General features: G+C 52.2%; 22 protein-coding genes and 1 pseudogene. 11 read left to right on the forward strand and 12 right to left on the reverse strand.

Annotation, left to right across the window (positions count from 1 at the left end):
* The first annotated feature begins 22 nt into the window (after positions 1 to 22).
* Complete coding sequence (locus tag KJW29_RS31990) at positions 23 to 1,627, forward strand: ABC transporter substrate-binding protein (protein ID WP_214627629.1); 1,605 nt, start codon at positions 23 to 25, stop codon at positions 1,625 to 1,627.
* Between the two features lie 17 nt (positions 1,628 to 1,644).
* Positions 1,645 to 3,009, forward strand: a complete 1,365-nt coding sequence (locus tag KJW29_RS31995; RefSeq protein ID WP_214627630.1) for a hypothetical protein — start codon at positions 1,645 to 1,647, stop codon at positions 3,007 to 3,009.
* Positions 3,010 to 3,103: 94 nt separating this feature from the next.
* Here the strand turns inward: KJW29_RS31995 and KJW29_RS32000 are convergent, their stop codons facing one another.
* On the reverse strand, positions 3,104 to 3,511 hold the full coding sequence (locus KJW29_RS32000; RefSeq protein WP_187103659.1) for a tellurite resistance TerB family protein: 408 nt from the start codon (positions 3,509 to 3,511) through the stop codon (positions 3,104 to 3,106).
* A 176-nt stretch (positions 3,512 to 3,687) separates the two neighbouring features.
* On the opposite strand from KJW29_RS32000, the gene KJW29_RS32005 reads away from it, so the two are divergent.
* Both KJW29_RS32005 and tnpB read left to right on the forward strand, forming a co-directional pair.
* Positions 3,688 to 4,167 (forward strand): DinB family protein, encoded by a 480-nt coding sequence (locus KJW29_RS32005; protein ID WP_214627631.1) that lies wholly within the window; start codon positions 3,688 to 3,690, stop codon positions 4,165 to 4,167.
* Between the two features lie 316 nt (positions 4,168 to 4,483).
* Positions 4,484 to 5,572: an IS200/IS605 family element RNA-guided endonuclease TnpB gene (gene tnpB, locus KJW29_RS32010; protein ID WP_214627632.1), complete on the forward strand. Its 1,089-nt coding sequence runs from the start codon at positions 4,484 to 4,486 to the stop codon at positions 5,570 to 5,572.
* A 136-nt stretch (positions 5,573 to 5,708) separates the two neighbouring features.
* Here tnpB and csaA read toward each other — a convergent pair whose 3' ends face one another.
* From csaA to KJW29_RS32025, 3 genes are all read right to left on the reverse strand, one after another.
* Complete coding sequence (csaA, locus tag KJW29_RS32015; RefSeq protein ID WP_214627633.1) at positions 5,709 to 6,041, reverse strand: chaperone CsaA; 333 nt, start codon at positions 6,039 to 6,041, stop codon at positions 5,709 to 5,711.
* Between the two features lie 153 nt (positions 6,042 to 6,194).
* Positions 6,195 to 6,392, reverse strand: a complete 198-nt coding sequence (locus KJW29_RS32020) for a hypothetical protein (RefSeq protein WP_214627634.1) — start codon at positions 6,390 to 6,392, stop codon at positions 6,195 to 6,197.
* A 169-nt stretch (positions 6,393 to 6,561) separates the two neighbouring features.
* On the reverse strand, positions 6,562 to 7,257 hold the full coding sequence (locus tag KJW29_RS32025) for an alpha/beta fold hydrolase (RefSeq protein ID WP_214627635.1): 696 nt from the start codon (positions 7,255 to 7,257) through the stop codon (positions 6,562 to 6,564).
* A 194-nt stretch (positions 7,258 to 7,451) separates the two neighbouring features.
* On the opposite strand from KJW29_RS32025, the gene KJW29_RS32030 reads away from it, so the two are divergent.
* Together KJW29_RS32030 and KJW29_RS32035 are read left to right on the forward strand one after the other, a co-directional pair.
* Positions 7,452 to 8,489 (forward strand): LacI family DNA-binding transcriptional regulator, encoded by a 1,038-nt coding sequence (locus KJW29_RS32030; RefSeq protein ID WP_214627636.1) that lies wholly within the window; start codon positions 7,452 to 7,454, stop codon positions 8,487 to 8,489.
* 619 nt (positions 8,490 to 9,108) lie between these two features.
* Positions 9,109 to 12,291 carry an alpha-mannosidase gene (locus tag KJW29_RS32035; RefSeq protein ID WP_214627637.1) on the forward strand — a complete coding sequence of 1,061 codons (3,183 nt, stop codon included), beginning with the start codon at positions 9,109 to 9,111 and terminating at the stop codon, positions 12,289 to 12,291.
* Between the two features lie 110 nt (positions 12,292 to 12,401).
* On the opposite strand, the gene KJW29_RS32040 is transcribed toward KJW29_RS32035, so the two are convergent.
* From KJW29_RS32040 to mgrA, 3 genes are all read right to left on the reverse strand, one after another.
* Entirely contained in the window at positions 12,402 to 13,217 is an 816-nt protein-coding gene (locus KJW29_RS32040; protein WP_214627638.1) for an AraC family transcriptional regulator, read from the reverse strand.
* A 517-nt stretch (positions 13,218 to 13,734) separates the two neighbouring features.
* Positions 13,735 to 13,860 (reverse strand): hypothetical protein, encoded by a 126-nt coding sequence (locus KJW29_RS36575; protein WP_281426302.1) that lies wholly within the window; start codon positions 13,858 to 13,860, stop codon positions 13,735 to 13,737.
* Positions 13,861 to 13,875: 15 nt separating this feature from the next.
* Positions 13,876 to 14,883 (reverse strand): L-glyceraldehyde 3-phosphate reductase, encoded by a 1,008-nt coding sequence (gene mgrA, locus KJW29_RS32045; RefSeq protein WP_214627639.1) that lies wholly within the window; start codon positions 14,881 to 14,883, stop codon positions 13,876 to 13,878.
* A gap of 234 nt (positions 14,884 to 15,117) precedes the next feature.
* Here mgrA and KJW29_RS32050 point away from each other — a divergent pair, with 234 nt between their 5' ends.
* The gene (locus KJW29_RS32050) at positions 15,118 to 16,287 is read left to right on the forward strand and encodes a YecA family protein (protein ID WP_214627640.1); all 1,170 of its coding nucleotides are present in this window, start codon (positions 15,118 to 15,120) and stop codon (positions 16,285 to 16,287) included.
* Between the two features lie 186 nt (positions 16,288 to 16,473).
* The gene (locus KJW29_RS32055; RefSeq protein ID WP_214627641.1) at positions 16,474 to 17,058 is read left to right on the forward strand and encodes a hypothetical protein; all 585 of its coding nucleotides are present in this window, start codon (positions 16,474 to 16,476) and stop codon (positions 17,056 to 17,058) included.
* Positions 17,059 to 17,143: 85 nt separating this feature from the next.
* Here KJW29_RS32055 and KJW29_RS32060 read toward each other — a convergent pair whose 3' ends face one another.
* Entirely contained in the window at positions 17,144 to 18,061 is a 918-nt protein-coding gene (locus KJW29_RS32060; protein WP_214627642.1) for an AraC family transcriptional regulator, read from the reverse strand.
* 166 nt (positions 18,062 to 18,227) lie between these two features.
* Between KJW29_RS32060 and KJW29_RS32065 the strand changes: the two genes are divergently transcribed.
* Positions 18,228 to 19,310, forward strand: coding sequence for a glycoside hydrolase family 172 protein (locus tag KJW29_RS32065; protein WP_214627643.1), 1,083 nt, complete (start codon positions 18,228 to 18,230; stop codon positions 19,308 to 19,310).
* Between the two features lie 320 nt (positions 19,311 to 19,630).
* On the opposite strand, the pseudogene KJW29_RS36980 reads toward KJW29_RS32065, so the two are convergent.
* The 3 genes and pseudogenes from KJW29_RS36980 to KJW29_RS32080 all read right to left on the reverse strand — a co-directional run.
* Positions 19,631 to 19,831: pseudogene (locus KJW29_RS36980) on the reverse strand (transposase); the annotation flags it as partial.
* An 806-nt stretch (positions 19,832 to 20,637) separates the two neighbouring features.
* Positions 20,638 to 21,330, reverse strand: coding sequence for a VanZ family protein (locus KJW29_RS32075; protein WP_214627644.1), 693 nt, complete (start codon positions 21,328 to 21,330; stop codon positions 20,638 to 20,640).
* Positions 21,331 to 21,377: 47 nt separating this feature from the next.
* Complete coding sequence (locus tag KJW29_RS32080) at positions 21,378 to 21,656, reverse strand: PadR family transcriptional regulator (RefSeq protein ID WP_214627645.1); 279 nt, start codon at positions 21,654 to 21,656, stop codon at positions 21,378 to 21,380.
* Positions 21,657 to 21,803: 147 nt separating this feature from the next.
* Here KJW29_RS32080 and KJW29_RS32085 point away from each other — a divergent pair, with 147 nt between their 5' ends.
* Both KJW29_RS32085 and KJW29_RS32090 read left to right on the forward strand, forming a co-directional pair.
* A complete protein-coding gene (locus KJW29_RS32085; protein ID WP_214627646.1) occupies positions 21,804 to 22,154 on the forward strand; it encodes a DUF3600 domain-containing protein in 351 nt (116 codons plus the stop codon).
* Positions 22,155 to 22,448: 294 nt separating this feature from the next.
* Positions 22,449 to 22,958, forward strand: coding sequence for a DinB family protein (locus KJW29_RS32090; protein ID WP_214627647.1), 510 nt, complete (start codon positions 22,449 to 22,451; stop codon positions 22,956 to 22,958).
* Between the two features lie 176 nt (positions 22,959 to 23,134).
* Here the strand turns inward: KJW29_RS32090 and KJW29_RS32095 are convergent, their stop codons facing one another.
* The gene (locus tag KJW29_RS32095; RefSeq protein ID WP_214627648.1) at positions 23,135 to 23,491 is read right to left on the reverse strand and encodes a hypothetical protein; all 357 of its coding nucleotides are present in this window, start codon (positions 23,489 to 23,491) and stop codon (positions 23,135 to 23,137) included.
* Positions 23,492 to 23,517: the final 26 nt, after the last annotated feature.

Raw genomic sequence — 23,517 nt, forward strand, 5'->3', positions numbered from 1 at the left:
AATTAATGGAGGGTTATGAGACATGAGACAAAAAAAGTCATTTCTGATTGCGCTCGCAATCATGCTTGCGGCCATGCTGGTGCTGCAGGCCTGTGCTTCCGACGGCAAGGAGGGCGGCACGAACAAGAGCAATCAGGCGACAACCGCGCCGAGCACGGAGCCTAACGCCGGTACAGAGACTAGTAAGCCAGATAATGCCGAGCTTAAGCCTTATCAAGTATCCATCGTCTACTTCGGCACCCCGGAGGCCGACGGCGCGCTCGTCGAAGAGAAGCTTAACGAATTTTTTAAAGAAAAGATTAACGCGACCGTCAAACTGGTCCCCATCGCCGCAAGCGAGTATCAGAACCGTACCGAGCTGATGATGAATACCGGCGAGAAGATGGACCTAGTATTCTCGGCATCATGGCTGAATTACTTCGGCAACGTGACGAAAGGCGCGTTCCTGGAGCTGGATGAGCTGCTGGACAAGCATGGACAAGGCATCAAGGAAACGTTGCATCCGCTTTATCTGGAAGCGCCGCGCATGAAAGGGAAGCTGTACGCCGTTCCTACGAACAAGGAGATTACGCAGGGGCAATCGTTTACGTACCGCAAGGATATCGTCGACAAATACGACATTCCGATCGAGACGATTAACACATGGGGAGATCTGGAGCCCTGGTACGAAAAGATCAGCAAGGAAGAGAAAGGTATGACGAACCTGTTCCTCGCAGGCGGCTCGGGCAATTCGGGTGGCGGCATCCATATGATGTACGAGACGAATTCCAATTACCGTCCGGTTGGCCCGACGCCAGGCAAGACCCAAATGTTCCTGGTTGACTACACGGCGCCCAAGATGGAAGTGAAATCGATATTGGATCCCGAGCTTGTCGCTATCGACAAAAAAGAATTCGAGCTGTTCCGCAAGTATTACGAAAAAGGTTATATCAATTCGGACGCGGGAACGAGCAAGACGAGCGCGGCCGACCTCAGACGGCAGGGCAAGCTGTGGATGTCATCGGGCGTATGGAAACCGGGCTCGGACATCGAAGTGAAAATCGCCGACAACAATCTGTACGATTACGTGTCGCATGTCGTGACGGAGCCGATCGTGACGACGGACCTCGCTGCCGGCTCGATGTTCTCTATTTCGAGAACGTCCGAGGACCCGGAGCGGGCGATGATGGTGCTCAACTACTTGCATACGGATCCGTATGTCATTAATTTGATCGTGCACGGCATTGAGGACAAACATTACAAGAAGGTTGGCGACAACCGGATCGAACCGATCGCCGACTCCGGTTATGGCACAAGTGCTTTGTTCTGGGTAATCGGCAGCCAGATGCTGAACTACTTGAAGCCGGGTCAGCCGGACGATCTGTACATCAACTGGAAGAAGTTTAACGATGAGGCGGTACGTTTCCCGCTCATGGGCTTCGTATTCGACGATTCTAAGGTAAAAAATGAAATTGCCGAGCTGACCGCGGTTATATCGGAATACAAAATTTTGGCTACCGGTGCGGTTGCGAACCCTTCCAAGGTTGTTGACGAACGCAACGAGAAGCTGAAAACGGCTGGTATCGAGAAGGTGCAGGCAGAGCTGCAGGCGCAGATCGACGCCTGGTGGGCGGATAATAAGCAGTAGAAGGAGCTGCGTTTAACATGAAACCGGGACAGTTGATCTATACATTCGTCAGCTACGCGACCCATGTCGACCAGAGCTGGGGGCATGGGATCGCGATCGAAGGGATCGATCGGACGGCGGAGCTCGCTCACAAGCACGGCATTCCGGTTACATGGATCGTCAATGCCGCATCCGCTCCGGTGCTCGCCGAACGTATTCTGGGATGGCATGAGCAATACGGAGACGATGTCATTCTTCAGACGCCGTTCTACGCGGATGAATCGGAGCATTCCAGGGCAAGGCTGAAGCAGGCGCTCCAGGAAGGATGGGCCGTGCTGCAAGATACGTTCCCCTGGGTGAAGACCAAGATTGTCGCCAGAGGCAGTATCTATAAGGAGTTTGTCGAGGTGGCCGAGGAGCTTGGCTTCCATGGCATATGGGGATACTGCTGGGAACAGGTATGGTGGGATAACATTACCCACAAGGGGATTCCATGGGGCTCCTGGTACATCGACAGCGGGCGGTTCAAGGCGCCGCATCCAGGCAAGGGCAAGCTCGTCGCCAGCGAATGGACGGCACGAGATCTGCACGCGACGTATCATTCCGGCAGCCCCTGCATCTACTCGACCGATCCTAATGACGTGCTGCGGGCGGGACTTTGCTCAGGCGACAATATTGAATATTGGAAGAAGCTGTTCCATAACTATCTGGATAACACGGCGAATAACGAGCAAGTCTATTTTCTGCAGCAGCAGGAGAGCCACGAGATGGAATATACCGACCGGTTCGCCGTCTATCCGGCCTCCCATGTCGAGGCATGCGCCGGCATGCTGGACTTATTCTTCGGCTATATAACACAATATCCTATTACGCTGACGACGCTGCCGCAGGCCATTGAGAACTATCATGCACGCAATGAGGCTACCGCTCCCGTATACATGTTTACCCGCGATACGCTTGTTCGTCCCGAGGTGAACGATTATACGATGACGTTGGGCGGCACGGCTGCAGGGCCATGGCCCGATACTTTCCAATACTATGATCGTCAATGCCAGATGGCGTTCGTCCAAGGATCCTGTATGCCGGAACGGCTGCGGAGCTACGTCGGCAAGGGAGACATGGGCGATGAATTCGAGGAGGCCGTTCCTCAAGTATTCGTGAGCGGTTACGAGAAGGATGGGGACGGGATCCGCATGTCGTTCGAGATCGGCCATTGGTCCCCGATTCCGTTCGGGCTTGCCTATTGGGACGACTTGAAGGGGTACGCGGTCCGGTCGGTCTCGGCAGGGGTGAAGGCGAAGCTGATTCAAGACCGGCTTGTGTTTCTGCGATTTGATCTAACGGGATCGCCGACGGTCATCGAGCTGGTGCTGGAGAGAATCCTGGAGCGCCCTGCAGGATAGGGTAGTAATTGAGAGGAAATAACGAAAAGCCTGAGCCCTTGACGCGAGAATGACTCGCCAGGGCTCAGGCTTTTTGATGAATAGACGGTATGCGTTAAACGCCAAGCACCAGCTTCATGCCTTCCACTTTCAGCTTGTTCATGCTTTCAACCCAGCTCTTGAACGAAGCAAATGATTCATCATCGCAGCTGAATAAACGCTGCATCTCGTCCGATATCGCTTTTTCCTGATCGTCGTAGTTGCCGTCGGCATAGCTGAGCAGCAGCATCTCCGCGAGAAATATTCGCTTAAGGCGCTCATCCTTCAGGCTGCCGAGCAGGTCAGCGGTCGTCGTCTCGACGTCGGCGGAAGGCCGCCAGTCCGGAAGGCCAAGCTCCACCATCCAACCCTGCAAATAAGTTAACTCGTTACGGTTTACGAAGCCGTCCGACTTCGCGATCCGGTGCGCAAGCTCCAGAAAAGCTTCTTTATGCTCGCGTTCTGTAATGAAATGCAAGAACAAGTACGCTCACCCCTCTATTAACATCCCGTACATCTTTACAACTTCAAGGGATGATAAGTCAAGTGTAGTGGAGTCGTGTACCAAATTCAAGTAAAGATCGCGTTCGCCGCGTTTGAATTATCGGTCGGGTCATAATAGAATGGAGGGGACAACTTTTTGGGAGGGATCATCGACAAATGTATCGTACATCGGGTGACTTTATGGAAGATTGGGCAGCTTCGGCTGCAGGAACATTGTCCGTTATGCAGGCGATCTCGGATGACAAAATGAATGCGGCGATCGTAGAAGGCCATAACTCATTGAGCTGGCTTGCTTGGCACTTGGTGAGCACTGCCGGCGCGTTCGGCCGCTTTGCAGGCTTGAATGTTCCATCGATCGAGCGCGGCGCTCAAGTGCCGGCGACGATGGCCGAGATCGTCTCGCAATACGAAGCCATAATCGCGGCATATGCCAGCGAAGGCTCGAAGCTGACGGATGAGTCGATGACGGAAGAGATCGATACTTTCGTGGGCAAGACGCCTCGCGGCAAATTTCTGCGCAAACTGGTCGATCACCAGACGCATCATCGCGGCCAGATGACCGTGCTGCTTCGCCAAGCAGGTCTCAAGGTGCCCGGCGTACTGGGCCCGACGAGAGAGATGCAGACGCAGAACTAAGAAGAAGCATCGCCAGCCGAAACGCTGGCTTCTATTACAAGATGGGGGCTATGTGACGCTTGACGCTTGCTCAGATGTGATAGATTGCCCCCAACTATAAAAACAGCGGCAGCCAGGAACGAATAAAATCCTTGACTGTCGCTATTTTATCAAAATCACCGAGAATACCCCTGCCTCTAAGCCACCTTACTCACGAAGTGAGAGCGAAGGCGGGGGATGAATCGGGAATTTTGTAGGTGGATTTATACGAACGTATGTACTATAATTGAGGGGGTGTTAACAAATGTCTTTCTTGTAGATAGGTGGTGAGCAAGCGATGCTTCATCATAAGGCATTCAAATTTCGTATCTATCCGACGCAAGAGCAGGGCGTGCTCATGCGCAAAACATTGGGTTGCAGCCGCTTCGTGTTTAACCATTTCCTAGAGAAGTGGAATCAAACCTATCATTCTACAGGTAAAGGATTGTCTTACAACACCTGCGCCGTAGGGCTTCCTGCTATGAAGCGTGAATGGCCTTGGCTGAAAGAAGTGGATAGCATTGCCTTGCAATCAGCCGTTCGCCACTTAGCTGACGGGTTTCAGCGTTTTTTCAAGAAGCAGAATGATCTTCCGCGTTTCAAGAGCCGCAAGCATCCGGTGCAAAGCTATACGACGCGGTATACGGCCGGTAACCTTGCAGTAGAAGGCGATCATGTGAAGCTTCCCAAATTGGGATGGGTGCGCTATGCCAAGTCGAGAGAGATCGAAGGTCGGATACAGTCCGCTACCATACGACTTGCCGCAAGCGGCAAATGGTTTGTCTCCCTCGTGTGCGAGGCGGATATCCAGCACCTGCCTGTAACAGGCCATACGCTGGGCATTGATGTCGGTATTAAACTACTTGCCGTGCCCTCAGAAGGTATGGCCATGGATAATCCGAGATATACGCTGCAGTATGAACGCTTATTAGCGAAATGGCAACGGATCATGGCGAGAAGAACGTATGGCGGGAGCAACTGGCATAGAGCGAAACAAAAAGTGGCCCAAATTCACGAAAAAATTCGAAATAGTCGAATCGATGTGATGCACAAACAGACCACGAAATGGATACGTGAAAACCAAACGATCTGTATCGAAGACTTGCGCATCACCAATATGATGAAGAATAGACACCTCGCGAAACATATTGCAGATGCCTCATGGGGTGAAATGAGTCGTCAACTGTATTACAAGGCGAAGTGGTATGGCCGAACAATCAAGGAGGTTCCCACATTTGCCCCATCGAGCCAAACTTGTCATGTATGCGGAAACAAGCATGCAGAGGTGAAAAATTTGAGCATTCGCATGTGGACTTGCCCGGTCTGTTTCACGGTACATGACCGAGACAGGAATGCGGCGCAGAATATAAAGGCAATGGCGTTGTAACGAAAGAAACAGGAACTGCGGGAACCGCAGGGATCGCTTGGCGTACGAATTTTTCGCAAGAAAATATCGATGCGATTTTGCTCCATAAGGAGCAATAACCCAAGAATCCCCCACCTCTTCAAGGTGGCGGGAGTGTTCAACCGATTTGTGTTCCATTGGGTATATTAACATCTGGTTTTAACAGTACAACGTCCCCTTGTTCTGGCACTCCGCCCAGAACCAAAACTTCGGAATTGAATCCCGCGATCCGGCGAGGTGGAAAGTTGACGACTCCCACAATCTGTTTTCCGACAATACCTTCAGCCGTATATCTTTTCGTGATTTGTGCGCTGGAGGACTTAATACCAATTTCTTCACCAAAGTCAATTTCCAGTTTGATGGCCGGGACTTTGGCTTTTGCAAAAAATTCAGCATTAATAATTGTTCCCACACGAAGATCGAGTTTTAGAAAGTCATCAAAAGTTGCCATTCATAATTCCTCCTAATGTATAATTTCCCTGTTGTATTTGCAGATATTTCTGGTTCCCCAATGATACCAGAACCAAGGAAGAACACCTAAAGGTTTTAGGGAATTCAGAAGCGAACTATTCCTGCGGCAGCTTCAAGGTGTGTCTTGTTATATTCATTGTTTCTTCTTGAACTTTTCAGGATATTTGACTCTTAAAGAGTTCACCAATCCACAATTCGTGCAAATATTCAATATAAGCGGGGAACCGTTAGATAATATTTTGTGTGATGGGATAACGGCGCCGTAGCCTTTTATTTCTCCTGTACCAAATGATGTTCCACCACATTCGTTGCACGGTTTGTTTTCCGACATCAACCTGGCCCCTCCTTTCAAGTAGCTTCCTTAAAAACCGCTTCACAATAACCTCATGATTCTTTACGTCAAGGAAAGTCGGCTTGTTGCGTAATTCTGCCCATTCAACGGACAACGGCAACCGATCGCGTGGCCGGCTGCCGTCATGTCGTGGTGCAGCGTCTCCCGTTTAGTTGAATCCTTCGCTCAATGTATCTAAAAACTCAGTTACGTCGGTGTAAAACAACTTTTTCTCGGGCCCTTTCAGGTTATGTCCAGACTGAAAGTACTCCTTTACTGTTATATTGCTGCACATTTTCTTATAACGATCAAGGTCGGTATCCGTAATTAACGATTCTTGAAGCTTACCTCTCCCCACTAAAACGGGCATCGACAAAGACATATAATCTAAGTTAATTAGAGCAGATTCTCTTTGGATACCCCATACCGCTTCAGGTCGGATATTCGTTGTTCGATTGTAAGGGATTAAATAGTTGTTTATGTAATCTTCGGGCCAATCATGTGGCATTGCTCGATGCTCTGGAGGATAATCGCCAATAATTAACGATTGTATCTTTTCCTTGTGTCTTTCAACATAGCCTAAAGCATAAGAAACACCACGTGAATAACTAAATAAATGGAACGATGAGATTCCAGTCTGCTTTACGACTGCCTCAATATCTGATACATGTTCGGTCAGGTTGTATCCACTATCGGGGGTATCACTTTTCCCCCTGCCTCGAAATGATAGAATTATACTTCTTCTTGGTAGAACCGCCTCAAGCAAATCTAGATATTCTTCTGCTGTCTCGGACAGACCTGGACAAATAATCAACGGAACTAGTTTCTTATCGGATTCTTCTAATGAATCAAAATACTCGATCAAAACCTTATCGTTAGCTGCTTTTTTTGAAAAATGTATGTAAACCACATCCCAAAGTTTAATTTACTTTATGCACACATATATTTTAGCACATATTGGAAGTGCCCTCCCCGTTAACGTAATGAAGCAGCTGATCGTACAAAGCCCATTTACAGTGTATATAACACGTGTTATTCTATTGGCGAGGTGCAATCATTATGGCGAAAAGAACGACGAGCTTCGACGTCGCGAAGGCGGCCGGCGTTTCTCGCAGCGTGGTGTCGGCGGTTATCAACGGAACGGCGGGCATCGGTGTTGGGCCGGAGACGCGCGAGAAGGTACTTAAGGCGATTAAGGAGCTTGACTACCACGTTGACGCTGGGGCCCGAGCGATGAAGACGGGTGTCAGCCGCTGCGTTGCGGCGTTTGGCGATATGAAAAATCCGCTGTTCCTTCAAGTGCTTGAAGGCATGCAGAGAGCTTGCGCGGAACGGGGTTATCATGTGCTGATCAGCGGTAAGGGTGGGGACGAGCGGGATCGGTTCGAGCTCCTCGATTTGTACAGGCAGCGTAGACTCGACGGTATCATCAGTCTGGATGCGATCTCGTTCGAGAGTCGAGAATGGCTGGATGCAGTGCGTAAGGCGAAGGTGCCGTACATCTCCATCGAGGGTTATGCAGGCACGGCTGAAGCTTCCTCTATCCTCGTGGACTACCGGGAGAGCATTCTCGATGTCTTGGATTATATTGGCGCCATAAGCAGCCTTGCCCCCGTATATCTGGATGCCTATCTGGAGGAGCCGGGATCGAACTGGGCTGAACGGGCTAGACGTTCCGCCTACGAGCGGTGGTGCCTTGAGAGAGGGCTGGCTCCGATCATCCACGAGTTGCAAGCCTACGACGAGGCTTGGATGTTCCGGTTTCTGGAGGAGCTTCGCGGGAGGGAGAATGGAAAGTTGCCGCCCATCCTTATCAATTGGTCGGTCAGCGCGTCGATTCTGTATCGGGCGGCCTGGAAGCTCGGAATCGCGGTGGGCAAGGATCTGTCCGTCATGGCAGGCGACAATACGAACCGAAGCAACGCGTTTATGGCTCCGCCGCTCGGCGGCGTCGAAATTCCTTATGCCGAAATGGGCGAGGAGGCGATGCGCCGTCTGATCTTAACCTTGGAGGAACCTAGTCAAGCGATGGGGCCGGAAAAGCTATGGCTAAAGGCAACTGTCGTGCCGGGAGAAAGTATGGCGCGCGATCGGTAGAACCGGCCAAACTGCAGCCGAGGTTGTCCGTTAAGTTGGCCGAGCAGACCTTATTCCCTGCCCAGAATCAGTATTTCCTGGTTGCTGACGAGTATAGGTTCAACTGGGAGATCGTCGATTCATTGTGTGCAAAATTGGTAATGAAGCTGCAATCAATCATCGCCAACGTGTTAACGGAAATGAGGGCCCTTATATGGATCGTTTGGCGTGATTTTAAAATCTAACGGAACTCGGCGACGTTATTCGTGAGAAATTCAGGCAAGCCGCGGACTTTTGCCCTTCATAAGGGCTGTCAGTTCCATTAGATTTGCGAAGTGCCGCTTTTTGCTGAAATAACGCCTTTCAGTTCCGTTACAGTTGCTCCCGTTTATTTCTCAGTTCATTTCTTACCGGACACTTGCCTGCGATTTCATCTTTGCACAATGAATAGACAGCCTTGCTGGGTGCGTTAGAGAAAAATTGCCTGTTTTCATCGATATAACGTCATTTTTGTCCGTAAGCCGGTAGAACGTAACGTGCACTGCCGCCGGTGCAGCGTTGAATTCCGAAATAGCGGCGGCTTTTTTTAAGCATTGATAACACGTGTTATTAAATTAAACAATCGCAGGAGGGGATTACGATGTTTTGGATTATCGACAAGCTGCAGGAAAGAATCAAGGAGCTCGGGAAGCTCCGTTATCGGCATGTCATCGAGCTGGGGGAGTGGGCGATGGAGGTCGACGAGGAGCGAGCGAACGGCGTGCAGCGTGCGCCTTCAATCTCCCGTGAGAGAACGATGCGCAAGGGGGAGCGCTGGAAGGGGCGCGATCTGTATGTCTGGCTCCAACGCCATGTCGAAGTGCCCGCCGAGTGGCAAGGGCAGAAGGTTGTAGGCGTATTCGATTTCGGTTTGACGGGCGCCGGCAACAACTCGGCCTTTGAATCGTTAATTTATGTCGACGGAGTTCCCTATCAAGGCGTTGACAGCAATCATCAAGAGGTGCTGCTCCCCGAGGATGCCGTCGGCCGCGAGCTGGAGCTTACCTTCCGCTTGTGGTCGGGCCTTGAGGGCGGAGGCGTGCCTACGGAGCAGGAGCATGAATTCAAGCGAGCCGATCTCTGCGTGCTGGATGAGGCTGCGGATGATTTGTTTTTCACGGCGATTGCTGCTCTGGAGACGGCGAAGGTGCTGGAGGAATCGTCGCCCGCTAGACAGGATCTACTGACGGTGCTCGACCGCGCCTTCTTGCTGCTGGACTGGTCCCGACCAGGCTCCGAGGCGTTCTACGGGACGGTAAAGGAAGCGATCGCGCTGCTGAAGGAGGAGCTTGGAAAGCTGGAGTCCCGGCATCCCGTAACGGTACATGCGGTCGGCCATACGCATATCGACGTCGCTTGGCTGTGGCGGCTGACGCATACGCGCGAGAAGGCGGCCCGTTCGTTCTCGACCGTGCTTCGGCTGATGGAACAGTATCCGGAATACGTTTTCCTGCAGTCGCAGCCCCAATTATACGCTTATATAAAAAAGGATTATCCCGAAATCTACGAGGCGATCCGCGAACGGGTAAAGGAGAAACGATGGGAAGCCGGCGGCGCTATGTGGCTGGAGGCGGACTGCAATTTGACGAGCGGAGAGTCGCTGGTCCGGCAGATATTGTACGGCACGAAGTTTTTCCGCGATGAGTTCGGCGTGGAATGCGATTACTTGTGGCTGCCGGACGTATTCGGATATAGCTGGGCGCTGCCGCAAATTTTAAGGAAATCCGGCATTAAGACGTTTATGACGACGAAGATCAGCTGGAATCAATATAATCGAATGCCGCATGATACGTTCAAGTGGCGGGGCATTGACGGCAGCGAAATTTTGACCCATTTCATCACGACGCCGGAAGTGGCGGACGCGGGAGTCTGGTGGTATACGTATAACGGTCTCATCGAACCGTTTAGCGTCAAGGGGATTTGGGATACTTACCGCAACAAGGACGTCAATAAGGAGCTGCTTCTCTCCTACGGCTACGGCGACGGAGGCGGCGGGGTCAATCGGCATATGCTGGAGATGCGCCGCAGGCTGGAGAATATGCCGGGCTTGCCTAAGGTCGTGCCGAGCAGGGCGGATGATTACTTTGAGAAGCTGCATGAGGCGGTCGACGGTACGGATCGTTACGTGCATACATGGGATGGAGAGTTGTACCTGGAGTACCACCGCGGCACCTATACGAGCCAGGCCTATAACAAGCGGATGAACCGCAAGCTGGAGCTGCTGTACCGCGAAGCGGAATGGCTTCAGGCGATGACTGCCGTAGAGAGCGGCGAGTGGGATGAGCAGTCGGCGGAGCGTCTCTACGAGGGCTGGTTGGCCATACTGCGCAATCAATTCCATGATATTATTCCGGGATCGTCCATTACGGAAGTCTACGAGGATGCCAAGGCGGAGTACGAGGAAGCCGAGCAATGGGGGCTGGAGGCGCGGGAGCAAGCAGCAGGGAAGCTGGCACGGAGCGCCGACTCCGGAGCGGTCGCTTTCACGGTCTATAACAATGGCTCGTTCGATCGTGGAGAGCTGGTAACCATTCCGAAGCGGGATGATGTCGGCCCAGCGGGCAAATGGACGATGTCTCCTGGCGGAGAGAAGCTGCAAGCGGAATATGTGGAAGGAGAGTGGCATGTACTGGTGCCTGGCATTCCTGCTCTTGGTGCGGTGGCATTAAACTTCGAGCCGGAGTCGGCCGAGCCGCAAACGACGGCTGCGTCTGCGGTTGCGTCAACCTTCCAATGGGATGGCAAAGTGCTGACGACGCCGTTTTATGCCATTGCCTTCAACGAGCAGGGGCAAATTGCAAGCCTGTTCGATAAGGAAGCGGGACGAGAGGTGCTGGCGGCCGGATCGAGAGGCAACGTGCTGCAGGTGTTCGAAGACAAACCGAAGATGTTCGAAGCATGGGACATCGACTTGTACTATGGGGAGAAAATGCGCGAGATCGACGCGCTGGTCTCTTTGGAGCTGGTAGAGGCGGGCCGGATGAAGGCGGTACTTCGATTGGAATGGACGTACGGGGATTCCTCTATCGTGCAGAAGCTTACCGTCTATGCGAATAACCGCCGGATCGACTTCGCGACCAACGTGAATTGGCACGAGCAGCAACAGCTGCTGAAGGTGGCGTTCCCGGTACGGATTCGGACGACGGAAGCCACATACGACATTCAGTTCGGCAACGTTAAGCGGCCTACGCACTGGAATACGAGCTGGGATCATGCCCGGTTCGAAACAGTCGGCCATCAATGGGTCGACCTGTCGGAGCGCGGATATGGCGTCAGCCTGCTTAATGACTGCAAGTACGGTCACGACATTAAGGACAACGTCATCCGTTTGTCTTTGATCAAGTCGGCCGTGTACCCTGACCCGCATGCGGATCAAGGCGAGCATGCCTTCACCTATTCGCTCTATCCGCATCGCGGAGATTGGGTTGAAGCAGGCACGGCCGAAGCTGCGTGGCAGCTTAACAACCCGTCTTACGTTGTGGAGGGGGTTTCTGCGGCGGCAGGCAAGTCGTTCCTGCGGCCAAGCGGAGCCCATGTCGCGATCGATGCGGTGAAACGGGCGGAAGATGGCAATGGGCTGATCGTGCGCTTGCACGAATATGCCGGCGCTCGCAGCATGGCAGAGCTTGGCAGCGACTATGACATTGTTGCGTGGCAGGAATGCGATCTGCTGGAGCGGCCGATCGGCGAGCTGCATCAAGATGGCGAGCCGATTCGTTACGAGCTGACGCCTTACGAGATCAAGACGTTCCGGCTTACGCTCGGCAAGCAGAAGCAAGCGTAATCGCCCTTCTGCACCGCGCGCAGCTCCCAGCGCGCGGTGGGGCGGTGCGGGTGTCACCACAGCCCCATGCCGATGAACGCGCCGCGCCGCCAACGGACGGCGTGGCTGCTTCATCTTGTGTTGCGGTATTCCGTAGGCGACATCCCCATCGTCTTGCGGAACATCTTGGAGAACAGGAGCGGATCGTCGTAGCCTACGGAGCGCGCGGTATCGCCGACGGAGAGGGAGGTGGAGGCGAGCAGTTCCCCGGCCCGCCGCATCCGGTATGCGATGAGATGCTGCTGAATGCTGCAGCCCATCTCCTCCTGGAACAGGGCGTTCAGATAGCTGCGCTGCAAGCCGACGAACCGGGCGATGGCGGCGACAGTCAGACGATTGGCGTAATTCCTCTCGATCATATGGATGACTTGCGCGATATAACGATCACGCGACCGCGTCTCCGGCGGGACGGGTTGCGGCGTCTGGGCTTCCACGACGGCAGACAGCCATTCGTAGAGCAGCCCTGTCAGCCGGATGTCCCGGCCGGCCCTCATGGAGGCCGTTTCCTCCATTCTCCCGATTATGCTTTCGTAATATTGTGCGTCCTCGGCCCGGAAGATCGGCCGTTCAACGGAGAGACCGGCTTGGCCGAGCAAGGTCGCGGCTTTGATTCCGTCGAAGCCGATCCAGCAGTAGCGCCAAGGATTATCCGTATCCGAGGCATAACGGGCGACAGTTCCTGGAGCGATCAGGAAGCCTTGTCCCGGGCCTAAACGGTATCCGTTGCCCCCGATCTCGAAGTTTCCTTCGCCCCCCAGGATGCAGTGGATTTTGTAATAATCCCTCACGCCCGGACCGACGATATGATTGGGCGAGCATTGCTCCATACCGAACTGAATCAGATGCAAGTCGAGCTGATGCAGGTTGGGAGGCAGAAATTCGATCATGGCGGGCAACTCCTTTCTATAATTATTTTACCGTATTACGTGCTTCATGCCATACGATATTGTACGAATAACTGATTTTTGAACACGTACTTTAAGTGTCGCCGTTATAACGACAAGACCGCCGAAGAAGCTCCACGGCGGTCTTGTTGCTTTGTAAAGGACATGATGCTACTCCAAGACTGGCGGGCAACAACCAGCGACGCCGACTAACGGGCCTATGCCGGCTAAAAGGAAAATCTCCCTCTAATCTCACGCTAGGCGCCCGTCATTCGGAAGTAAAGGGAAAATCACCCTCTAAATATGGCGGAATACGGCTGGAGTATCGATTTCACCCGAATTAGAGGTCAGATTTCCCTTTATTTTGCGTATTGCGTGAGGAATCGATGAGATAGAGGGAGGATTTCCTACTATATACCACGACAAAAGGGTATTTTTCGAAATGCCGTGTTTCAAAACTTAATTTGGCGAAAAAACTTGCCTCCAAACGTGTGCGCGCCGGAATGAAACGCAAGGAACGCTAGCAGACGGCCGGCCGAATAGCGTTGGCAAACGTCTCGGGTTGGCCAGACGACGAATAGTCGTCCGGGATTCTCCGTTCGACGAATCGTCCGTCCGGAGTTTCCGTCCGGCGTTCTCCGTTCAACGTTACGCGGCCGCCTTACGCTTGCGCGCCGTCGCCCTTCGAAATCCGGTCGATCAGCTCGAGCTCTTCGACCGAGAACGTCAGGTTGTCCAGCGCGCGGACGTTCTCTTCGATCTGGCTGACCTTGCTCGCGCCGATAAGCGCGGATGTGACGCCGCCGTCGCGCAGAACCCAGGCGAGCGCCATCTGCGCCAGACTTTGACCGCGCTGCGCGGCCAGTTCGTTCAACTGACGGACAATAGCCAGCTTCCAATCCGGGATGCTGTCCTTGTTCAGGAAGCGGCTATGCCCGGCTGCACGGGAATCGGCAGGAATCCCGTTTAAATATTTGTTCGTGAGGACGCCTTGCGCAAGCGGCACGAAGCCGATGATGCCGACGCCCTCCTCGTTCATCGCGTTATGCAGGCCGCCTTCGATCCAGCGGTCCAAAATGGAGTAGCTGGCTTGATGGATCAGGCAAGGCGTGCCAAGCCGCTTCAAAATAGCCGCGGCTTCGCGCGCCTCGGCTTCCTTGTAATTGGAGATGCCGACATACAGCGCCTTTCCTTGACGGACGATGAGGTCCAGCGCGGACATGGTTTCTTCGAGCGGCGTGTCGGGATCCGGACGATGATGGTAATAGATATCGACGTAATCCAGACCCATGCGGCGGAGGCTTTGATCCAGACTGGCCACGAGATACTTCTTGGAGCCCCAGTTCCCGTACGGACCCGGCCACATGTCGTAACCTGCCTTGGTCGAGATGATCAGCTCGTCCCGGTAAGGGGCGAGATCCTTTTGCAAGATTTGGCCGAAGGACTCCTCCGCTGAGCCGTAGGGCGGTCCATAATTGTTCGCGAGATCGAAGTGGGTAATGCCGGCGTCGAACGCCGTGCGCGCGATCGCTCTTCCGTTCTCGAACACATCCTGTCCGCCGTAGTTATGCCATAATCCGAGCGATATGGCGGGAAGCTTGATGCCGCTGTTGCCGCAGCGGTTATATACCATTTCGTTGTATCGATTGCCATTGGCCGTGTAAGGCATGTTTGTAATCCCTCCGCAACGTTTATAATCATATTACTAAGCTTTATTATGATGCCGCAATCGAAGGATTCATATAGTGCGAAACCTGATCTGTATGGCATAATGCTTGCTATGTTCGCGGCAAATAGAGGGTTGCATCCCATGTCTGCGCGTTAAGGCGTTATCTGTTATACTATTATCTTAGTAATTAGTATGAACAAGGTAAATTGTAAGCCAAACAAGGAGATTATCGTTATGCCAACAGTAAAACCGAACAAGATGACTTTGACGGAAATCCTGGGTAAGCTCAAAAAAGACGAATTGACCGAATTGCGCCAGGCGCTGGACGTTCGAGGCGTCAGCCAGCTTAATAAAGCCGACCTCGCCAAACGATTGACTGCCGAGATCGTCGACAAGATAGAATACAGCCTGGAGCGAATGGACATCGAACGCTTTACGGTGCTTCAGAGCGTCATGAAAGCGCCGAACGGCATCGTTTCTATAGAGAAAATCGACGACAATTATGATTCCATGTATTTTCGGCAATATGGTTTGCTCTTCGCGATGGACGATTACGTCTTTATGCCGCAGGAAGTCGTCGCGAAGCTGAAGACGCTGGATATGGACGAGCAGATGGACATGCTGAAACGCAACGAACGTTGGGCTAATCTGACGAGAGGCCTCCTGTTCTACTATGGATACATGGACAAGGAGACGTTAACCGGGCATGTAGAGAGGCTTACGGGCGAGCCGGTCGACGGAACGGCTTTCTGGAGAGTTGTCTGCGATCTGGCCTTTTATGATTATAGTCTTAATTACGAAGAAGATAGCGTATGGAACTTCATGTTAAAAGATCCGTCCGAGTTGATTGCCGAGCAGCAAAATCGCCCCAATCTTCCTTATTATCCATTTGCGGAGCCGGAGGTGATCCGTGCAGCCGCGCACGATTATGTGGATCGTCATGAAGGCTACAAGAAGTTCGCGTCCGTCTTGCGCAAGCATTGGCGAGTAGACGCCAAAAGTCTGGACATCATGGCCGACGAAGCCGCGTCCGCCATTCAGAACGGCGCTTCGATGAATGATCTGCTTATTCAATTAATGGAGCATCTGGAGCTGGGATCGGACAAGGAAATGAACGAGTTGATGGATGCGCTGGCGTCCTTCCATAATCATACGCGGATGTGGGTGCTCAAAGGCCATTCGCCGGAAGAGATGTCCGCCTATAGGCAAGGCACCGGCCCGGTGCTGCAACCCCAAGGGGCGAACGCTGCCGCGGTTGCTCCTCTCGCCGACCGTCCGGCACCGCTAGACATGCCGAAGGCCGACGTCTACAGCTTCCAGACGAAGCAGAAGATCGGCCGCAACGAACCGTGTCCTTGCGGCAGCGGCAAAAAATACAAAAAATGCTGCGGTGCCGGAGCGTAAGAAGCATATGCGTCAATAAACAGCCGTCAATAAACAACCGGCATAAAGAAGAAGATCGCAAGGACCGCCTGGTAAAGGGGCCTTGCGGTCTTCTTTCTTTTTCGCCTCCGATTGGGGAACAATTGGGCGACGCGGAGCGTCTATACCATTACACAACAGGCCGGAGTAGAGAGGGGACGCTGGACGATGAACAGATTATCAGGACTCGCCTTGTTATGGCTGGCGGCGATTGTGTTGTTAATAGCTTGCGGCGGGGAAGAGCGGCCGGAGGGGCCTTCTTCCACCACTAATCCGACTGTGGCGGAGCGGATGGACAATCCGAAGCTCGTGCATAAGGGAGAGCCGTTCGAGATGCGGCTCAACGTGGAGAAGACGACTTATAAGGCAGGAGAGCCCATTGTGCTATCGGCTTCGCTGACATACACAGGGGACGAGAAAGAGTTTACGGTATGGGGATCCAGCAGCGCCAAGGTCGGCTTTACTCTGACAGACGGGAAGGACTTCGATATGGACGGTGCCAGCACCTCGGATTTGACGCCCATGAAATTCGCTCGGGGAGAGACGATGGAGTTCCCGTTCGTGAAGAGCGGTGGCTACAGCTCCGATGATCCCGATGCGGAGTTCTGGAGAGCCTTCTACGCGGAAAAAGAGCTGAAGCTGCCTGCCGGACAATATTGGATAGCCGCGCACTGCAACTTCTCCTTGACGCAGGACGTCGTGGACAGTCATTATGACGGCGATGTGTATACAACGATCACAGTAGTGGAGTAGGTAAGACGGGAAGAAGGATAACGAAGGTTAGTCCTTCTTCGCCGCTGGACCGGGTATGGCCCGATGTTTTCGTCAGTCATCAGTTTCATGAGGTAGCCGCCTCGCGATAGGCGCTGGGGCTGCGGCCCTCCTTGTTTTTGAAAGCGCGGCTGAAGGCGTGAATGCTTGGGTAGCCGAGCATATCGGATATGTCTTGCACGCTGAGAAGCGAGTGCTTAAGCAGGCTGCGCGCCCGTTCGACCCGCATCTGCTGATGGAATTGGATCGGAGTAATGCCGTACGTTTCTTTAAAGCGCCGAATGAGGTGATGCTTATTCAGATGGAACTGCTCCGCCAGCTCCTCCAAAGCCAGCTCGCGGCCGGCGTTCTCGCTCAGATAGAGCTGGATATCTTCGAGCCTGACGGAACCTTTCCCGCTTGTTCGCTTCAGTTGCGGAGCTTGCGCATCCCTGAGGAGACAGACGAGCAGCTCCAGGAGCAAGCTTTTTACCCGAACTTGATAATAGGGAAGTCTCATCTCTTGCTCGCGAATAATTCTGAACAGCAGTTCCTCGAAGGGATGGACGGTTTGGAGCCGGATCAGGTTGCCCAGCCTGAGCTCGGGACCCGATAGCAGATCGTCGCGGAACCATCGTTTCTCCTCCGGGGTCATATCCTTCTCGTGCTTGAAGGAGACGGGCACCTCGGAGCTGTCAAACGTTTCGTGCAGGTCGAAGTGAATATGGGGCTGATGCACGGGGCCGTGCTCCGGCACGCGGAGGACGTGCGGCTGGCGGGGCTTGAACAACAGGACGTCGCCGTTCCCCGCCACGATCGTCTCATGTCCGAATTCGACCTCGAGCGTCCCTTGCTTCACGTATAGCAGCTCATAATCCCATAACATTCGCTCGTCCAGCACCGAACCGGGATGGAGCCAATGATCCATGGCCACCCGCACATAAGGCGACAGCGTTTGTACCGACGACAGCTCCATCATTAACCTCCAGGACTTCCCTATTGTCAAAGTCTGCGACCTCTTGACTCTCCTTCCATTATAATCGCCAAAAGAAACTATACAATTGCTAAATCCGTTCTCCGGCATCCCCGTTATAATGGCATTATTGCGAATGCAGGCGCTTTCGATCCGCAAGCCGCCGGCATATAACAGATGACATGGAGGTTGATTGGCGATGAACTACGAATTTAACGGTACGGGAATGGGGCTAGGCAATCTGGCGAGACTTTCGAACGCGGTAACGCGGTCGGTATCGCCGGAAAATTTCACGGGAGAAAAGGGCAAAGGCGGAATGGCCACCGAAGGGGAAGGACTCGGTCCATCGGGTACGCTGGGACAAGGGTGGAAAATTTCGCCTTGCGTTCAAGTGGAGCCGGGCACGGCGTTTACGATGGCGGACATTGCCGGACCGGGCGTCATTCAGCATATTTGGCTGACTTGCCCCGTGGAATCCTGGCGGCATTTGATCCTCAATATCTACTGGGATGACGAAGCGGAACCTTCGGTTCGCGTGCCGGCAGGAGACTTCTTTTGCAACGGATGGTGCGAGCGCAGTCTTGTCAACTCCTTGCCGATCTCCGTTAATCCTGCCAACGGGTTCAACAGCTACTGGGAAATGCCTTTCCGCAAGCGGGCGAGGTTCACGATGGAGAACGTGGGGACGGAGCGGAAGGTGCTTTATTATCAGATTAATTATACGCTTACCTCCGTGCCGGATGACATGGCGTATTTCCACGCGCAGTGGCGGCGCAGCAACCCGCTGGCTTACATGGACGTGCATACGATCGTGGACGGCATCCGCGGCAAGGGGCATTACGTCGGCACCTATCTGGCCTGGCAGGTCAACAGCAACAACTGGTGGGGCGAGGGCGAGGTCAAATGTTATCTGGACGGGGACACGGAATTCCCGACGATCTGCGGTACGGGACTGGAGGATTACTTCGGCGGCGCCTGGAACTGGGATATGGACGGTCAATACGTCACGTATTCCACGCCGTTCCTCGGCATGCATCAGCATATTAAGGCGGACGGGCTGTACCGCGCCAACCAACGCTTCGGCATGTACCGCTGGCATGTGATGGATCCCATCCGGTTCGAGACGGACTTCAGGGTGACGGTCCAGGCGCTGGGCTGGCGCTCGGGCGGCAAATATTTGCCGCTGCAGGACGATATCTCTTCCGTCGCGTACTGGTACCAGACGGAGCCGCATGTCCCGCATCCGGCGCTGCCGCATCGGGAGCAGCTGGAAGTGATTTGACGCTGCTGCAGACAATCCCGGGAACACCAATCACCCCCGCCGCTGTTCGAGCGTGACGGGGGTGATTCGTGTTTCGGCAGGCATGAGAGCTCCTGCTCAGAGATGTTTCGGCCAAACCTGAGGATGTCTTAAGCTTCGTTAAGTTAACTGGCAGTTTAGCGTGGGTGGTGACGGCGAGCATAAATGCGAGAGTGAAGTGAAATTCGTTCATACGGTAGAATGCAAAGGGGGCTGTCTCAAAAGTAAGATCGTTCGCTTGATGTAATAGCTCACTTGATGAATGAAACGTCTAAAATGAAAAAATGGTGGTGCTAGGAAGGCTATCCCTGCACCAGCAAATTGCGGGCGAGCGAAAGCCACCCGACCTCAAGGCTTACCTTCGGCAGGCCTCAAAGCAGGAAACGTCGGAATCCCCGGTTATTCTTTATTCGCCCAAACACGCTCTCCGGTTCAATCATCCTTCGAACCGATAACGCATATCCTTCCCCGCTCCTGAGTTTTTCACAGGCTTGTTGCTTGACATATATCCACTTTCTGATTTCTCCACTGACGATGACTTTTGGGACGGACCCTTGGAGTCGCGCGAAGCGACTTGGGATGCGATAGCCCGGGAAAAGAGACGATCGATTCATTGTTGCAAAGCTGGAAATGAAGCTATAATCGATCATCGACAACCTGTAAAGGAACTGAGAAGCCTTATTTTGATCATTTGGCGTGTTAGTAGAATCTAACGGAACTGGGCGACGTTATTCGTGAGAAATCCAGGCAAACCGCGAACTTGTGCCCCTCTTAAGAGCTGTCAGTTCCGTTAGCATTGCGAAATGGCGTTTTTTTGATGAAATAAAGCCTTTCAGTTCCGTTACAGTTGAGTCGCATGTATCGGTTGAATTTGGATACCTTGGGAGTGAGTAATCCCAGGACCCAGGTGCCCTGGTCGTGACGGCTGGTGATGGCGCTCTCAGATGCAGATTAGTTTGTGCTGTTTACGCAACAATTGAGCAAAAATACACAATGATGGTGAGGTAAGGTTTGCATATTCATTTTCATGTATAGAGGGGTTGATAATACACCATGCAGGAATACTCCATACGTATGCGACAAGTCCGCTATGTTCATGCTATTTGGCGACACTCGAACGCAAGGGGACTGTCCCAAAAGTGTTCAAATGATAGGGAAGCGTTCCAATTTACACGCAAAAGGACCTCGAATTCCACCGTAAAGTGGGGATGAGGTCCTTTTCTTGAAAAAATCCGACTTGACGCGGGGCTCGAAAAATCACAAATTGGCATTTGGGACAGCCCCTTTTATTTCGAATCGTACGTCACATTTACTTTATCGCTGGGCGAAGCTTCTGCAACGTAATTCGCCAACCCATGTCAGCCATTATCCATACCGCGTATCCGATTGCTCCACCGAGTACGTTCAAAATGAGATCGTCTACGTCGAAGGAGCCGAGTCGCGTACCTAGCTGGGTCAGTTCGATGGCAAGGCTGGCCAGCATCGTCCAGACGATGGTCGTCGAGAAACGCCGCGCCTTAGCGAAAAGGATCGGCAGCAGGAATCCAAGCGGAACGAAAAGCAGCACGTTGCCGAAGAGATTAAAAAACCAAGTATCAAAATTGTAATTCTGATAACCGTTGGCGTATAGCAAAATGCTTTGGAACGGAATTAAGTTGGGATGAGGTTGTTCCATGCTGCGTAGAATAAGTCGCGTTTGGGTCAAGAATAGTTGGTAAACAACGATCAGCGCATAAGACGTGAAGACGAACCACGACAAGGCTTGCAACCATTTTCGATACGGTGATACCACCTTGTTAATCAAACCTCCCACAAGCTCCGATCCGCCGAAATCGGCAATAGACAACTTAATCGCATCCGCATCTTGCACACCATCGGCGACATAGCTCCTCCGCAATTGCTCCAGATGATCGAGAAACTCTTCGTACAACTCCCTCTTGGTTTCAGCCGAGGCGTCGATGTTTTGCAGTATTTGGTTTAAATACTCTTCAAAGGAATTCATGCGAAACCAGCCTTTCTGCACGATTGAATCAGTGCGTGTACTTGGTCCTAAGCGGCTAGCTTGTCAGTCAACTTCTCACGCCCGGTCTCTGTGAGCGCGTAGAATTTTCTCCGACCGCTTGCTTCGGTTTCAATCCAGTAAGAACGAAGTAGCTCCTTGTTTTCGAGCCGTCTCAGCGCGGGATAGAGCGTCCCTTGGCTCATTTGGTACGAATCCCGACTCAACTCCTTCAACTGTTGAACAATCTCGTAGCCATAAGTATCCTTGCGCGCGATTATAGAGAGCAGAAGAATATCGATACTGCCTTTCAAAATTTCTTTGTCCATACCGTTCACCTCTAAGTTATATTGTATAGCGACATATGTCGCTATACAAGTCTTTTGTTAGATTTAGTTTGCGCAATAAGGTCGTTACTGTTTGAAGAAAATAAAGTATTAGACTGACAATACTTCATTGCTAACTGGCAGGATAAAATGGGGATCTATCGATCTGATAGGCCGAATCAAATCAACAAAGAAAAGACCACAATTAACGCTGGGAAAGTGAAGGTTGTAACCCACGTGGGAGTTGCGTCATCAGCTAGTGTTCATGCGGATCGAATATATGAATCATTCGAAACAGTAAAACACTATTTGACTGAAACAGATTATTTAAACTTGAGTGCAAAGTTTGCTAGTGGGGAAAAGGTACTAGAGATGAAACTTGAGGTGTTAATGAAGCATATGAACTCATTTGTCGCGGAGCACGGTGACAATGGAATTGTTGATCCTGCACAATTGATTACGGATATGCAGCCTTATTTCGATCAACTTATAAGGATCTAAGTTAACAGGTACCAAGGACTCTACAAACGAAGAAGGAGCTGCCGCGGCAGCTCCTTTTCACAAAATTCAGTTAGGTTTAAATAAGAAGGGGAGCACTGGGACAAAATGACCACACAATCGGTTGCCGTTGCTCGTTAACCTATTTGGAGTTTAGCGTGGCGGTCGACCAACGGAGTGGTTGCTTACTCTCAATTGTAGGAAGGAAAGTTCTATTCTTTCACGAACTCATTAGGCATGCCGAGGTAGCGAATTTCGTAAAAAATCGCGGTAGAGGCATTGGAAGGGTGATTACGCATGAACCAAAGACCGTCGGAAGAAGAATTCGCCGGGGACGTTGGCGAGTATATCCGGTTGGTGCCGGAAGGCAATATCATCGACATTCTGCTCGCCCAGGAAAAGCAAATGACCGAGCTGCTGGCATCGTTGACCGATAGCCAGAGCACCTATCGGTATGCGGAAGGGAAATGGATGTTGAAAGAAGTCGTGGGCCACATCGCAGACAGTGAACGCGTCATGACCTACCGCCTGCTCCGATTTGCAAGAGGGGATCAGACGCCTCTTCCCGGGTTTGACCAGGAATTGTTCATTCCTCCTTTTGGAAGCTGGACAACCGCACAATTGGCAGAAGACTACCGGGCCGTACGGCAATCGACGACCACACTGCTCACCGGGTTACCGACGGAGGCGTGGTCCCGCAAGGGCACAGCCAACAACGTAAGCATTTCGGCGCGCGCACTCGCTTACGGCATCGCAGGACACGAGCTTCATCACATGGGGGTTATCCGAAATCGTTACTTGAGTTAGTCGTCCTTACTTGATGGCCCCCTTCCCGCCCGTAAGGAGCAGTTTGCCACAACGGTAGCTACCTCCTTTTGAGAAAGAGATTTTTCTGTCGCATTTGATCCATATTGCGACAGAGGGGAAAAAAAACGCCTTAACAGAGAGGCGGTCAATTGAACTATAGTTCCCAACCAGCTTAATCAGTCTCTTGGAAAATAACCTACAATGGCATCATCTTCTGGATTAATCACTACAACTATTGGTCCTAATAAACCATCCTGATCAGTTGAAAAACTGACACTTACCAACTCCTGCTTCTTGAGATGGCTCCTATCCTTCTGGGGTACGATCCATTGATCTTTGTAGACGAACGTAGAAACATCTGCTTCTGTCCAGTTCTTTACAATATGCTTTCTTTGCTCGGTTTCAATAGTGTTCCAAGCAATTTCACTATATTTCGATTTATTGTCATCTGTTAATACAAATTGTTCGTCCTGACAAGCAGACAGTACAAATATACACACTGTAAACAACAGCATTAACGATTTCTTAAGCACTGTATCCCTCCAAATGATCTTGTTTC

Origin of the sequence: Paenibacillus agaridevorans (assembly GCF_018604145.1) — a bacterium.
GTDB lineage: Bacteria > Bacillota > Bacilli > Paenibacillales > Paenibacillaceae > Pristimantibacillus > Pristimantibacillus agaridevorans.

Coding starts and splice junctions, on each gene's coding strand:
- KJW29_RS31990 (WP_214627629.1), top strand. CDS start 23: ATGAGACAAAAAAAGTCATTTCTGATTGCGCTCGCAATCATGCTTGCG.
- KJW29_RS32090 (WP_214627647.1), top strand. CDS start 22,449: ATGAACCAAAGACCGTCGGAAGAAGAATTCGCCGGGGACGTTGGCGAG.
- KJW29_RS32065 (WP_214627643.1), top strand. CDS start 18,228: ATGAACTACGAATTTAACGGTACGGGAATGGGGCTAGGCAATCTGGCG.
- KJW29_RS32050 (WP_214627640.1), top strand. CDS start 15,118: ATGCCAACAGTAAAACCGAACAAGATGACTTTGACGGAAATCCTGGGT.
- KJW29_RS32080 (WP_214627645.1), bottom strand. CDS start 21,656: ATGGACAAAGAAATTTTGAAAGGCAGTATCGATATTCTTCTGCTCTCT.
- KJW29_RS32085 (WP_214627646.1), top strand. CDS start 21,804: ATGGGGATCTATCGATCTGATAGGCCGAATCAAATCAACAAAGAAAAG.
- KJW29_RS32035 (WP_214627637.1), top strand. CDS start 9,109: ATGTTTTGGATTATCGACAAGCTGCAGGAAAGAATCAAGGAGCTCGGG.
- csaA (WP_214627633.1), bottom strand. CDS start 6,041: ATGGCAACTTTTGATGACTTTCTAAAACTCGATCTTCGTGTGGGAACA.
- KJW29_RS32030 (WP_214627636.1), top strand. CDS start 7,452: ATGGCGAAAAGAACGACGAGCTTCGACGTCGCGAAGGCGGCCGGCGTT.
- KJW29_RS32055 (WP_214627641.1), top strand. CDS start 16,474: ATGAACAGATTATCAGGACTCGCCTTGTTATGGCTGGCGGCGATTGTG.
- KJW29_RS32075 (WP_214627644.1), bottom strand. CDS start 21,330: ATGAATTCCTTTGAAGAGTATTTAAACCAAATACTGCAAAACATCGAC.
- tnpB (WP_214627632.1), top strand. CDS start 4,484: ATGCTTCATCATAAGGCATTCAAATTTCGTATCTATCCGACGCAAGAG.
- KJW29_RS31995 (WP_214627630.1), top strand. CDS start 1,645: ATGAAACCGGGACAGTTGATCTATACATTCGTCAGCTACGCGACCCAT.
- KJW29_RS32040 (WP_214627638.1), bottom strand. CDS start 13,217: ATGATCGAATTTCTGCCTCCCAACCTGCATCAGCTCGACTTGCATCTG.
- mgrA (WP_214627639.1), bottom strand. CDS start 14,883: ATGCCTTACACGGCCAATGGCAATCGATACAACGAAATGGTATATAAC.
- KJW29_RS32005 (WP_214627631.1), top strand. CDS start 3,688: ATGTATCGTACATCGGGTGACTTTATGGAAGATTGGGCAGCTTCGGCT.
- KJW29_RS32020 (WP_214627634.1), bottom strand. CDS start 6,392: ATGTCGGAAAACAAACCGTGCAACGAATGTGGTGGAACATCATTTGGT.